Below are 12,267 nucleotides of genomic sequence, written 5' to 3' on the forward strand. Positions count from 1 at the left end.
GCCGCGGTCAGCGTAGCAAGCACGGGTCGACGGGCCGAAGTCGGCCCAGAAGCACCGGACGCCCGGCGGCCGTTATGGCCACCGGGGCGTCCGCCGACCCCCTCGGGGTGAGGCTCAGCCGGCCACCTGCGTGGTGTCGACCGCGGCGTCCGTGGCGGCCACCAAGTCGTCCACGGTGACCCCGGGGGCCAGCTCACGCAGGACGTAGTGGGTCCCGGCGCAGTCGAGGACGCCGAGGTTGGTGATCACGCGCTGCACCACCCCCTCGCCTGTCAGCGGCAGCGAGCAGCGGGACAGCACCTTGGACTCACCCTTCTTGTTCTGGTGGTCCATCAGCACGAGGACCTTCCGGGCGCCGTGGACGAGGTCCATCGCGCCGCCCATGCCCTTGACGAGCTTGCCCGGCACCATCCAGTTGGCGAGGTCGCCGTTGCAGGCGACCTCCATGCCACCGAGGACGGCCACGTCGAGGTGCGCACCCCGGATCATCGCGAAGCTGGTGGCCGAGTCGAAGTAGGACGCCCCGGGGTTCACCGTGACGGTCTCCTTGCCCGCGTTGACGAGGTCGGGGTCGACCTCGTCCTCGTACGGGTAGGGACCCGTGCCGAGGATGCCGTTCTCGGAGTGCATGATCACGTGCACGCCCTCGGGCAGGTAGTTCGGGATGAGCGTCGGCAGGCCGATGCCGAGGTTGACGTACTGGCCGTCCGACAGCTCCTGGGCGGCGCGGGCCGCCATCTCCTCACGCGTCCATGCCATGTCAGTTCTCCTCGTCGGTCCCGCGCGGTGTCGTCGTCCGCTTCTCGATCATCTTGAACGCCGCCTGCTCGGGCGTCAGCGCGACCACCCGGTCGACGAAGACACCGGCCAGGTGAACGTCGGCCGGATCCAGCTCGCCGGCCTCGACGACCCGCTCGGCCTCGACGATGGTGATGCGACCCGACATCGCGGCCGGCGGGTTGAAGTTCTGGGCCGCGGCGTGGAACCGCAGGTTGCCGTGCCGGTCGGCGATGGCCGCGCGGACGAGCGCGACGTCCGCCTCGATGCCCTCCTCGAGGACCATGCGGCGTCCGTGGAACTCGCGCACCTCCTTGGGCGGGGACGCGATCAGGACCGAGCCGTCCGCGTCGTACTTCCACGGCATGCCGCCGGTGGCGACGACGGTGCCGACGCCCGACGGCGTGTAGAAGCCGCCGATGCCGGCCCCGCCCGCGCGGAGACGCTCGGCGAGGGTGCCCTGGGGCGTCAGCTCGACCTCGAGCTCGCCGGTCAGGTACTGGCGCATGAACTCCTTGTTCTCGCCGATGTAGCTGGAGACCGCCCGGCGGATCCGGTGGGCCTCGAGCAGCTTGCCCAGGCCTTGGCCGTCCACGCCGAGGTTGTTGCTGACGATCTCGAGGTCGGTCGCGCCCTGCTCCAGCAGCGCGTCGATCAGGAACCACGGGATGCCCGCGAGCCCGAAGCCGCCGACGGCGATCGTCGCACCGTCCTTGATGTCGGCGACCGCCTCAGCCGCCGACCCCACCACCTTGTCCATGCTCACTTGACCCTCTCGAACACGGCGGCCAGGCCCTGGCCGCCACCGATGCACATCGTCTCCAGCGCGTAGCGCCCCTCGCGGCGGCGCATCTCGTACGCCATCGTGGCGAGGATGCGCGCGCCCGTCGCACCGACGGGGTGACCCAGCGAGATCGCCGAGCCGTTGGGATTGAGGCGCTCGTCGTCGGGGCTGATGCCCCACTCGCGCAGCACGGCCAGCGCCTGTGCGGCGAACGCCTCGTTCAGCTCGATCAGGTCGAGGTCGGCGAGCGTGAGCCCGGCCTTGGCCAGCGCCTGCGCGGACGCCGGCACCGGCCCGATGCCCATGCGCTCGGGCTCCACACCGGAGACGGCCCACGACTTCAGTTCGAGCAACGGCTGCAGGCCGCGGCGCTCCGCCTCGGACCGGGTGGTCACGATGCACGCGGCCGCGGCGTCGTTCTGGCCGGACGCGTTGCCGGCGGTGACCGTGGCGTCCGGGTCGGCCTTGAGCATGATCGGACGCAGCTTGGCCAGCGCCTCCAGCGACGAGTCGGGGCGGATGTGCTCGTCGGCGTCCACGACGACGTCGCCCTTGCGGGTCGTCACGGTCACGGCGACGAGTTCGTCGGCGAACTTGCCGGACGCGGCCGCGGCGGCGGCCTTGCGGTGGGACGCCAGCGCCAGGGCGTCCTGCTCCTCACGGCTGATGCCGTACTCGCGGCGCAGGTTCTCGGCCGTCTCGATCATGCCGCCGGGGATCGGGTGGTCACGTCCGCCGGCGGTCGCCCGGGCGCGGGCCAGGCGGTCGACCAGCTGGACGCCGTCGCCGCGGACGCCCTGGCGCAGCAGCGCGGAGTGCTCGACGCGGCTCATCGACTCGGCGCCACCCGCGATGACCAGCGTGGACGCCCCGGACGCGACCTGCATCGCGCCGTAGAGGACGGCCTGGAGGCCGGAGCCGCAGCGGCGGTCGATCTGCAGCCCCGGGACGCCGATGCCCAGGCCTGCGTTCAGCGCGGCGATGCGGCCGATGGCCGGGAACTCACCGCTGGGGTTGCAGTTGCCGAGGATGACGTCGCCGACGTCCCCCTCACCGAGCGAGCCGCGCCTGGCCACCTCGGTCACGACGATGGTGGCCAGCTCGTCGGCCGGCACGGATGCGAGCGATCCCCCGAAGCCGCCCACGGGCGTCCGAACGGGATGGCACACGACGATGGAATCCATCACGAACCTCCTTGTGTCGGATTCCACGCTCCCACATCAGACCATGTCACGTCCAAGACTGAATTCTGCTTGATTGATAGCGTCGAGGCACACAATCGACCTCTGGCGGCGGAGACGGTCACCCCCCCGGGGACGCAACGCCCCCCAGGAGGCCCGCCACCTCGTCCGCTGCCGCGACGAGGTAGTCGCGCAGGCCCTCGGCGGCCTCAAGGCGACGGCCTTGCTCCAGCAGCGTCGCCAGGGAGTCGTTGCGCACCAGGTAGGGGGCGTGGAAGTCGAGGTTCCCGATCACGTTGAAGACCAGCCGCAGTTGCGCCAGCGTCGTCTCGAAAGCATCGATCGCCAGCGTGCCGCCACTCAGGGCCACGAGCGCGCGATGGAAGTCGAGGTTGGCCGCGACCCCGGCGGCCCAGTCGCCACGCGCCCAGGCCTGCAGCCCGCTGTCGGCGGTGCCGCGGATGCGCTCGACCGCCTCGGGCGACCAGGCGATGCCCCAGGCCACGGCGCCCGCCTCCACGACGAGCCGGCTCGCGTAGACGTCGCGGACCATGGCCAATGTCGGCTCCACGACGTAGACGCCGCGATGGGCCCGGCGCTCGCAGATGCCCTCGCCCTCCAGCATGATCGACGCCTCGCGGAAGGTGTTCCGCGAGACCCCGAGCATGCCCGCGACGACCTCCTCGGTCAGCTTGGTCCCCGCCGGCAGGTCTCCGGCCATGATGCGCTGGCGGACGACCGCCGCGACCGACTCGGCCATGGACGACTGGCGCGTGGCGGCACCCGCGAAGGCCTGGGAGAGCACGGGGGTCACGGACACGTGAGCCAGCTTACGGATTCGAAATCCGGCACGAAACCTCTTGTTGGATTGTAGAACAATCTGTCACCCTTGGGTGATGCCGCTGAAGGGAGCAGCCCATGCCTGAGCCGATGACACCCACCACGACCTCCACCGCGTCGGGCCGTCGCGCCGCCCTGCTGGGCGCCATGTTCCTGATGGCCACCTCGGCCATCGGCCCCGGGTTCATCACCCAGACGACCGCGTTCACCGTGCAACTCGGGGCGGCGATGATCTTCGCCATCGTGGTGTCGATCCTCGTCGACATCGCGGTCCAACTGAACGTGTGGCGGGTCCTCGGCGTCTCGGGGCTCCGCGCGAACGAACTCGCCAATGCGAACCTGAGGGGCCTCGGCTGGTTCCTGGCAGCCCTGGTCGCGCTGGGCGGCATGGTGTTCAACATCGGCAACGTCTCGGGCACCGGCCTCGGCATGAGCGCGATGTTCGGCGGGCTCGACCCGCGCATCGGTGCGGCCATCTCGTCGGTGCTGGCGATCATCATCTTCATGGTCAAGCGGGTCGGACCGGTGCTCGACCGGATCGTCGTGCTCCTGGGCCTGCTGATGATCGTCATGACGACGTGGATCGCGATCACGACGCAGCCGCCCATGGGCGCGGTCCTGCGCAACGTCGTGGCCCCGGAGACCATCAACGCGGGCATCATCGTCACCCTCATCGGCGGCACGGTGGGCGGCTACATCACCTACGCCGGCGCCCACCGCCTCATCGACTCACGCACCACGGGCCCCGAGAACGTCAAGGCCATCACCAACTCGTCGGTCACCGGCATCCTCGTCACGGGCATCATGCGGGTCGTCCTGTTCCTGGCCATCTTCGGCGTCGTGGCCAGCGGCGCCACGCTCGACCCCGCCAACCCGGCCGCGGACGCCTTCCGGCAGGCCATCGGTCCCATCGGCGGGGTCATCTTCGGCATCATCTTCTGGGCCGCAGCGATCACGTCCGTGATCGGCGCCTCGTACACCTCCATCAGCTTCGTCACCACGCAGCGGACGCCGGAGCGCACCCGCAACCTGCTCACCGTCGGGTTCATCGTCCTCGCGACGATCCTCTACGTCGCGATCGGTGCTGCGCCGGTCCAACTGCTCATCTTCGCCGGCGCCTTCAACGGCCTGATCCTGCCGATCGGGTTCACCGTGATCCTGTGGGTGGCGTGGCGTCGTCGCGACCTGCTGCAGGGCTACCGGTACCCGGCCTGGCTGCTCATCATCGGCGCCCTGGCCTGGTTGTTGACGCTCTACCTCGGCTTCATCGCACTGCAGGGCCTCGGAAGGCTGTGGGCATGAGGGCCATCGACCTCAACGCGGACCTCGGGGAGGCCCTCGGGCAGTGGCCCATGGGGGACGACGAGGCGATGCTCCAGCTCGTCAGCAGCGCCAACGTGGCCTGTGGCTTCCACGCGGGCGATCCGCTGACCACCCGCCGGACGGTGGCCGCGGCCGCCGACCGTGGGATCGCCGTGGGCGCCCACCCCTCCTACCGCGACCTCGTGGGGTTCGGTCGCCGCTTCTTCGACATGGACCCGGACGAGCTCGCGGCCGACATCCTGTACCAGCTGGGCGCCCTCCAGGCGATGGCCACGGCGGCCGGCACCAGCGTGTCGTACGTGAAGCCGCACGGCGCGCTGTACAACGCGATCGTCAAACATGAGGCGCAGGCGGCCGCGGTCGTCGAGGCGATCGTGGCGTTCTCCCCCGGGCTCCCCGTGCTCGGGCTGCCCGGCTCTGCGTTCCTCCGCATCGCCGAGGACAACGGCCTGCGCCCCGTCCGAGAGGCCTTCGTCGACCGCGCCTACAACGCCGACGGCACGCTCGTGTCGCGTCGCGAGCGCGGGGCGGTGCTGCACGACCCGGACGCCGTCGCCGAGCGCATCGTCGGCCTGGTCACGACCGGCACGCTGGTCGCCATCGACGGCTCGGTCATCGAGATCGAGGCCGACTCGCTGTGCACGCATGGGGACTCCCCGGGCGCCGTCGCCATGGCCGCCGCGGTCCGCCGCGCGCTGACGGAGGCAGGGGTGTCGATCGAGCCGTTCGCCCGATCATGACGAGCCGGCTGCTGAGAGCCGGCGAGCGGGGCGTCCTCGTCGAAATGGACGGCCTCGACGCCGTCCTCGGCCTCAATGCGCACCTGGACCGGCTGGTCGAGGCCGGCACCTCGCCGTGGGACCTCCTCGAGGACCGCGTGCCCGCAGCCACCACCCTGCTGCTCACCGTGCGCCACGCCGCCGCCCTCGGCCCGGTGCGGGCCGGCCTGCGCACCCTGGTGGAGGAACTGGACGCCACCGACCTCGCCACCGAGGCGGACGAGGCGCCCACCGTGGAGATCGCCGTCGACTACGACGGCCCCGACCTCGCCGACGTGGCCGAGCTCACCGGGCTGTCACCGGCCGAGGTCGTGGCCGCCCACACGGGCCGGCGCTGGCGTGTCGGGTTCGTGGGGTTCGCCCCGGGCTTCGCCTACCTCGTGGACGGGGACCCCCGGCTGACGGTGCCGCGCCGCAAGGAGCCGCGCACCAGCGTGCCCGCGGGCGCGGTCGGGCTGGCGGGCCAGTTCTCCGGCGTCTACCCCCGCTCGTCGCCGGGCGGGTGGCAGTTGATCGGGCACACGGAGCAGCGCCTCTGGGATCCGGAACGCAATCCGCCGGCGCTCCTGCAGCCGGGCGCGTGGGTGCGCTTCGTGGATCGGGGGACCCGGCCGTGAAACGGTTCGTCGAGATCCTCCGGACGGGAGCACTGGCCTCGTTGCAGGACCTGGGGCGTCCGGGCTGGGCCCACGTCGGTGTCGGGCGCTCCGGCGCGGCGGATCGCGTCTCGCACTCGCTCGCCAACCGGCTGGTCGGCAACTCGGCGTCCTTCGCCACGATCGAGGTGCTGCTCGGCGGGCTCGAGTTCCGGGTCCACCATGGCTGCATCGTCGCGATCACGGGCGCGCCCGTGCCGGTGGTGGTCAACGGCCACGCGGCCGACCACCACTCCCCCCTCTACCTGGCCCCGGGCGACACGGTGCGCCTCGGCATGGCCGCGACAGGGCTCCGGGCGTACGTCGCGGTCTCCGGCGGCTTCACCGATCCGCCCGTGCTGGGCTCCCGTTCCTGGGACACCATGGCGAACCTCGGGCCCGAACCGCTCGCGCCCGGCCGCCGCCTGCGCGTCGGCAAGCCCCCGAGCGAGCACCCCACGGTGGGGGTGGCCCCCGTCCTGTTGCCCACCCTCGACCCGATCGCGGTGACGGTTCTCCCGGGCCCTCGCGACGACTGGCTGGCCGGCGGGCTCCTCCCGCTGTGCGAGGGTTCCTGGACCGTCTCGTCCCGCTCCGACCGGGTCGGCGTCCGCCTCGAGGGGGCCCCGCTGGTTCGGGCACCGGGCCACGAGGACCGCGAGCTGCCCAGCGAGGGTGCCGTCCGCGGCTCGATCCAGGTGCCGTCGGGCGGGCTGCCGGTCCTGTTCCTCAGCGACCACCCGGTGACGGGTGGTTACCCCATCGTCGGCGTCCTCGAGGAGGCCGACTGCGACCGGGTCGCACAGGCGCGTCCCGGGCAGGCCATCACCTTCAGGACGAGCAGAGGAGCCGATCGTGACTGAACGTCCCCGCGACGTCGCCGCCGCCACACCGCACGAGGCGCGGGCGTTGTTCCGTGCCGGGTTGAGCGAACCGACCAGCGGGTGGAGCGCCGGCCACGCCCAGGCGAACCTCCTCGTGCTGCCCCGGGCGGACGCCTATGACTTCCTGCTGTTCGCCCAGCGGAACCCGAAGCCGTGCCCGCTCCTCGACGTCCTGGACGCCGGCGAGACACGAGGCGCGATCCTGGACGGCGACATCCGCACCGACATCGGCGCCTACCGCGTCTATCGCAACGGCGAACTGGACGCCGAGGTGACGGACGTGTCGGACATCTGGCGCGACGACCTGGCCAGCTTCCTCATCGGGTGCTCCTTCACGTTCGAGCACCCGATGGTCGCGGCCGGCATCCCCGTGCGACACGCGGACGCGGGGCGCAACGTGCCCATGTACCGCACGTCCCTGCGGTGCCGGTCCGCCGGGAAGTTCTCCGGTCCGATGGTGGTCTCGATGCGTCCGATCCCGGCCGCCCAGGTGGCGGACGCCGTGCGCATCACGTCGCGCTACCCGGCCGTCCACGGCGCCCCCGTGCACGTCGGCGACCCCGCCGCCATCGGCATCGCGGACCTGGCCGTCCCCGACTTCGGCGGGATCCCGGACGTGCGGGAGGGGGACATCCCCGTGTTCTGGGCCTGTGGGGTGACGCCGCAGGCCATGGTGATGGAGTCCCGGCCGGAGCTGGCCATCACCCATGCGCCCGGATACATGCTGATCACCGACGCGCTCGACGCGGCCTACCAGGTTCCCTGACGGCCGCGCCGGCGGTCAGTCGGCGTCCAGGTCCTTCTCGATGAGCGCGGCGATGACCTCGACGGCCTCGGCGTTGTCGGACGTCACCACGACCTCCGCGCCCTTCTCGGCGCCCAGGGTCATGATCATCAGGCTGGACGCCGCGTCGACCGCCTCCTCCTCCTCGTCACCCGCGAGCGACAGGAGGACCTCGTCGTCGTAGGCCTCGGCGGCCTTGGCGATGATCGAGGCGGGACGGGCGTGCAGGCCGACGGCCGACCCCACGACAACGTTCTTGCTGGCCATGTGTTCTCCTTCGAATCAGTGGTGCAACCGGTCGTCAGGCGACGACGGCCTTGGTCCTGGAACCGATGAACTGCTTCGCGGCGATGACCGCGGCCGCGCCGACGATCATGCCAGCGAGGATCGCGAGGATGAAGCCCACAGGGTTCGTGATCGCGAACGCGACGAAGATGCCACCGTGCGGGGCGCGGCTCCCCACGCCCAGCGCCATGGCGATGGCACCCGTGACGGCGCCGCCGGCCATCATCGACGGGATGACGCGCAGGGGGTCGGCCGCGGCGAACGGGATCGCCCCCTCGGAGATGAACGCGGCACCGAGCAACCAGGCCGTCCGCCCGTTCTCGATCTCGGGCTCGGTGAAGAGCTTGGGGCGGACGACGGTGGCCAGGGCCAGCGCCAGCGGCGGGACCATGCCCGCGGCCATCACGGCGGCCATGATCCCGAACGAGGCGTCGGTCTGCGCCGAGAGTCCGGCCGTGGCGAAGAGATACGCCGCCTTGTTGACCGGCCCGCCCAGGTCGAAGCACATCATGAGGCCGAGCACGACACCCAGGACGATCGCGGACCCACCCGACATCCCGGACAGCCCGTCGTAGAGCGAGGTGGTCAGCGCGGCGAGGGGCTTGCCGAGCAGGGTGTACATGAGCCCACCGGTGATCAGCGTGGCGATCAGGGGGATGATCACCACCGGCATCAGCCCGGCCAGCCAGCGCGGCGGCTTGAGCGAGGCGAGCCACATCGCGATGAGGCCCGCGACCAGGCCGGTCACCAAACCCCCGATGAAACCGGCGCCGAGCGCGACGGCAATGGCGCCACCGACGAAGCCGGGAGCGATGCCGGGGCGTCCGGCCAGCGCGTAGGCGATGTAGCCCGAGAGCGCCGGGACGAGGAACCCGAACGCGGCCGCGCCGATCTTGAACATGATCGCGCCGAGCCAGATCAGGAGGCCGGCGTTCGTGCCGAGGGCCAGGGCCATGTCCGCGTTCGAGCCGTAGGTGGCGCAGGCGTCCGCACCCACGCCGGACGCCCACGCCGGCAGCGCGTCGCAGGTTGGGGCCAGCGCGATGTCGTAGCCGCCCAGGAGGAAGCCCAGGGCGATCAGCAGGCCGCCCGCGGCGACGAACGGGATCATGTAGGACACGCCCGTCATCAGCGCCTGCTGGATGCGCTTGCCCCACCCGAGCTGGGTACCCGACCCCTCGGACGACGCCGCACCCGGGGTGCCGGACACCCGCCGGGCGTTGGGGTTCGCCGAGGCGGCGACCGCCTCCTCGACCATCTTCTTCGGCTCGTTGATCGCACGCTTCACCCCCGACTCGATCACGGGCAGGCCGGCGAACCGCTCACGATCCTTGACGCCGACGTCGGTGGCGAAGATGACGGCGGCGGCCTGGGCGATCGTGGCGGCGGGCAGCGGCGTGACGCCGCCGGACCCCTGCGTCTCGATCTGGACGTCGTAACCGAGCTCCTGGCCTGCGGCAACCAGGGAGTCCGCCGCCATGTAGGTATGCGCAATGCCGGTCGGGCAAGCGGTGACGCCCACGATCATCGGACGCGTCACGTCGGCCCCGGACGCCGCGGCTGCGGCCGGTGCCGCGACCGCCGTCGCAGCGACGGCGGGGGCCGCGGCCTCCACCGGCGCGGGGTTCAGGACGCCATCGACCAGTTGGACGATCTCGCCGGCGGTCCGTGCGGAGCGCAGCGCAGCGAGGAAGTCCTTCTTGACCAGCGCGCGGGCGAGCTTGGTCAGCAGCTTGAGGTGGTCGGCGTCGCCGTCCGCGGCCGCTGCGATCAGGAAGACGAGGTCGGCCGGGCCGTCCTTGGCGCCGAAGTCGACCGGGTTGGCGAGCCGGGCGAAGGCCAGAGACGCCTCCGAGACGGACGCCGAGCGGCAGTGCGGGATCGCGAACCCGCCGGGCAGGCCGGTGGCGGACTTGCCCTCCCGCTCCATGGCGTCGGCGGTCAGGCCGGCGGCGTCGGCGCGGCCGGCCGCGGCGACGAGACCGGCGAGGGAGGCGATGACATCCGCCTTGGTGGAGCCGAGGTCGGCGTCGAGCGCGACCAGTTCTTCGATGATGAGGGGCACCGGCGTTCCTTTCAGGAGTTGCACAGGGGAGAGACGTAGGGCTGGGTGAGGGGGAGGTCGGCGGGGGTCGGGAGGCCTGTTCCGGGGAGGGATGCTGCGGCCGAGCCGTGGCTGACCGCGGAAGCGAGGCAGTCGGCCGGGGATCCCCCGGCGACGTCGGCGAGGATGAAGCCGGCGACCGAGGAGTCGCCCGCGCCCACCGTGCTGCGCACCTCGATGCGCGGCGCCGTGGCGTGCCAGGCGCCCTCGGCGTTCACGAGGACGGCCCCGGCACCGCCCAGCGTGACCAGCACGTTCGCGATGCCCCGGTCGCGGAGGCGGCAGGCCGCCTCGACGATGTCGTGGAGGTCGCCCCGGACCGCGGCGTCCTCGAAGGCGGCGGCGTCACCGCCGGTCAGCTGGGCCAGTTCGTCCGAGTTGGGCTTGATCAGGTCGAAGGACGCCCCGGGCAGGGCGTCCAGGACGGCGTCGAGGGCGGCGTCCGAGGTGTCGACGGCGACCCGGCACCCGAGGGGCTTCAGGCGGGCCGTGAGCCGGGCGTACCAGTCGGTAGGGGCGCCGGGCGGCAGGGACCCGGACAGGGCGACCCACGCGGCACCACGAGCGGCCGACACGAGCAGGTCCGTGGCCACGGCGAGGTCGTCGGCGGACAGGGTCGGCCCCGGCTCGTTGATCTTGGTCGTCGTGCCGTCCGGCTCGGTGATCGTGGTGTTGGTGCGCGGGTGGCGGACGGTTGCCGGGGCGAGGACCGTGAGGCCCGCCGGCAGGTCGGCGTCCAGCGACGAGCGGTAGGCCTCGTCCGCGAACGGGAGGACCGCCTCCGTGGCGACACCCCCCGCGGCGACCACCTTGGCCACGTTCACACCCTTGCCGGCCGCCTGGGCGGAGCCGGCGGTGGCGCGCTGGACCTCGCCGCGCGCCAGGGGCGAGCCGAGCGCGACCGTCCGGTCGATGCTGGGATTGGCTGTGAAGGTGACCACGCGGAGGCCTCGGTGCGCTGCGCTGCTGTCGGCCATGTCGTTCTCCCTCTCGGTGGAGTGTTGGCACTTTTATAGCGGGGTCAGCCACGCCTGCGCAAGGGTTTCGCGTGGATTCATGTTGCTTTGTGTTGGATTCAGGCCACCTCGACCCGCAGCCCCGCCGCGCGCAGCTCGGCCAGGCTCGCCTCGGGGAGCCCGGAGTCGGTCACGAGGGCGTCCACGTCCTCCAGCGAGGCGAATTGGACGAGGTGGTCGACCCCCAGCTTGGAGGAATCGGTGAGGACGATCACCTCGCGCGCGCTCGCGATCATCGCCCGCTTGACCGCCGCCTCGCTCGGGTCCGGGGTCGAGAAGCCGTGCGCGACCGAGAACCCGTTCGTGCCCAGGAAGGCGATGTCGACGCGGAGCCGCCCCAGCGTCTCCAGGGCCAGCGGCCCCACGACCGCCTGGGTGACCCCGCGGACCTGCCCCCCGAGGAGCCAGACCGAGCGCCCCTCCTGCTGCGAGAGGACAGCCGCCGCCGGGACCGAGTTCGTCACCACGAGGCCGACCCAGCTGGGCAGGAGCCCGCAGATGCGGCCCGTCGTGGTGCCGGCGTCGACGAGGACGGTGAGCCCCTCCCGGTGCGGGAGCAGCCCGATGGCCTTCTCCGCGATGGCGAGCTTCTCCTCCGGCGAGGACACATCCCGTGCGTTGACGGAGGGCTCCCCCAGCCGCAGCTTCTCGGCGGGCACGGCACCCCCGTGGACGCGGCTGAGGAGGCCCCGAGCAGCGAGCGCATCGAGGTCCCGGCGGATGGTCTCCGGGGTGACCTCGTAGCGCGCGGCGAGTTCGGCGACGGCCACACGCCCCAACTCCCGCGCCCTGGTGACGATCTCGTGCTGGCGCTCCTCGGCGTACATGGCACTCCTTCGTACTCAAGTCCACTGGATCGGACATGTTCCCACATT

13 protein-coding genes are annotated in these 12,267 nt (G+C 71.8%); 5 read left to right on the top strand and 8 right to left on the bottom strand.

Going from position 1 to position 12,267, the window contains the following annotated elements; genetic code table 11:
* Positions 1-114: 114 nt before the first annotated feature.
* From AC5YDV_RS12345 to AC5YDV_RS12360, 4 genes are all read right to left on the bottom strand, one after another.
* Positions 115-759, bottom strand: coding sequence for a CoA transferase subunit B (locus AC5YDV_RS12345; RefSeq protein ID WP_496183995.1), 645 nt, complete (start codon positions 757-759; stop codon positions 115-117).
* Position 760: 1 nt separating this feature from the next.
* Positions 761-1,537, bottom strand: coding sequence for a CoA transferase subunit A (locus AC5YDV_RS12350; RefSeq protein ID WP_496183994.1), 777 nt, complete (start codon positions 1,535-1,537; stop codon positions 761-763).
* 2 nt (positions 1,538-1,539) lie between these two features.
* Positions 1,540-2,745, bottom strand: coding sequence for an acetyl-CoA C-acetyltransferase (locus AC5YDV_RS12355; RefSeq protein ID WP_496183993.1), 1,206 nt, complete (start codon positions 2,743-2,745; stop codon positions 1,540-1,542).
* A gap of 118 nt (positions 2,746-2,863) precedes the next feature.
* A complete protein-coding gene (locus AC5YDV_RS12360; RefSeq protein WP_496183992.1) occupies positions 2,864-3,562 on the bottom strand; it encodes a GntR family transcriptional regulator in 699 nt (232 codons plus the stop codon).
* Positions 3,563-3,660: 98 nt separating this feature from the next.
* On the opposite strand from AC5YDV_RS12360, the gene AC5YDV_RS12365 reads away from it, so the two are divergent.
* Genes AC5YDV_RS12365 through AC5YDV_RS12385 form a run of 5 tightly spaced genes read left to right on the top strand, consistent with a single transcriptional unit; the run spans position 3,661 to position 7,969 of the window.
* On the top strand, positions 3,661-4,884 hold the full coding sequence (locus AC5YDV_RS12365) for an NRAMP family divalent metal transporter (protein WP_496183991.1): 1,224 nt from the start codon (positions 3,661-3,663) through the stop codon (positions 4,882-4,884).
* Complete coding sequence (locus tag AC5YDV_RS12370) at positions 4,881-5,645, top strand: LamB/YcsF family protein (protein ID WP_496183990.1); 765 nt, start codon at positions 4,881-4,883, stop codon at positions 5,643-5,645. The genes AC5YDV_RS12365 and AC5YDV_RS12370 overlap by 4 nt, the downstream gene beginning before the upstream one ends.
* Positions 5,642-6,301 (top strand): 5-oxoprolinase subunit PxpB, encoded by a 660-nt coding sequence (pxpB, locus tag AC5YDV_RS12375; RefSeq protein ID WP_496183989.1) that lies wholly within the window; start codon positions 5,642-5,644, stop codon positions 6,299-6,301. Before AC5YDV_RS12370 ends, pxpB begins: the two co-directional genes overlap by 4 nt.
* Positions 6,298-7,182 (top strand): 5-oxoprolinase subunit C family protein, encoded by an 885-nt coding sequence (locus tag AC5YDV_RS12380; RefSeq protein ID WP_496183988.1) that lies wholly within the window; start codon positions 6,298-6,300, stop codon positions 7,180-7,182. The genes pxpB and AC5YDV_RS12380 overlap by 4 nt, the downstream gene beginning before the upstream one ends.
* Positions 7,175-7,969: a putative hydro-lyase gene (locus AC5YDV_RS12385; protein WP_496183987.1), complete on the top strand. Its 795-nt coding sequence runs from the start codon at positions 7,175-7,177 to the stop codon at positions 7,967-7,969. The genes AC5YDV_RS12380 and AC5YDV_RS12385 overlap by 8 nt, the downstream gene beginning before the upstream one ends.
* Positions 7,970-7,984: 15 nt before the next feature.
* Here the strand turns inward: AC5YDV_RS12385 and AC5YDV_RS12390 are convergent, their stop codons facing one another.
* The 4 genes from AC5YDV_RS12390 to AC5YDV_RS12405 form a co-directional block, all read right to left on the bottom strand.
* Positions 7,985-8,254 carry an HPr family phosphocarrier protein gene (locus AC5YDV_RS12390; protein ID WP_496183986.1) on the bottom strand — a complete coding sequence of 90 codons (270 nt, stop codon included), beginning with the start codon at positions 8,252-8,254 and terminating at the stop codon, positions 7,985-7,987.
* Between the two features lie 34 nt (positions 8,255-8,288).
* Complete coding sequence (locus AC5YDV_RS12395; protein ID WP_496183985.1) at positions 8,289-10,337, bottom strand: PTS fructose transporter subunit IIABC; 2,049 nt, start codon at positions 10,335-10,337, stop codon at positions 8,289-8,291.
* Between the two features lie 11 nt (positions 10,338-10,348).
* On the bottom strand, positions 10,349-11,353 hold the full coding sequence (locus AC5YDV_RS12400; protein WP_496183984.1) for a 1-phosphofructokinase family hexose kinase: 1,005 nt from the start codon (positions 11,351-11,353) through the stop codon (positions 10,349-10,351).
* Between the two features lie 98 nt (positions 11,354-11,451).
* Positions 11,452-12,219, bottom strand: a complete 768-nt coding sequence (locus AC5YDV_RS12405; protein WP_496183983.1) for a DeoR/GlpR family DNA-binding transcription regulator — start codon at positions 12,217-12,219, stop codon at positions 11,452-11,454.
* Between the last annotated feature and the right edge of the window lie 48 nt (positions 12,220-12,267).

The organism is Propioniciclava sp. LT432, assembly GCF_059515965.1.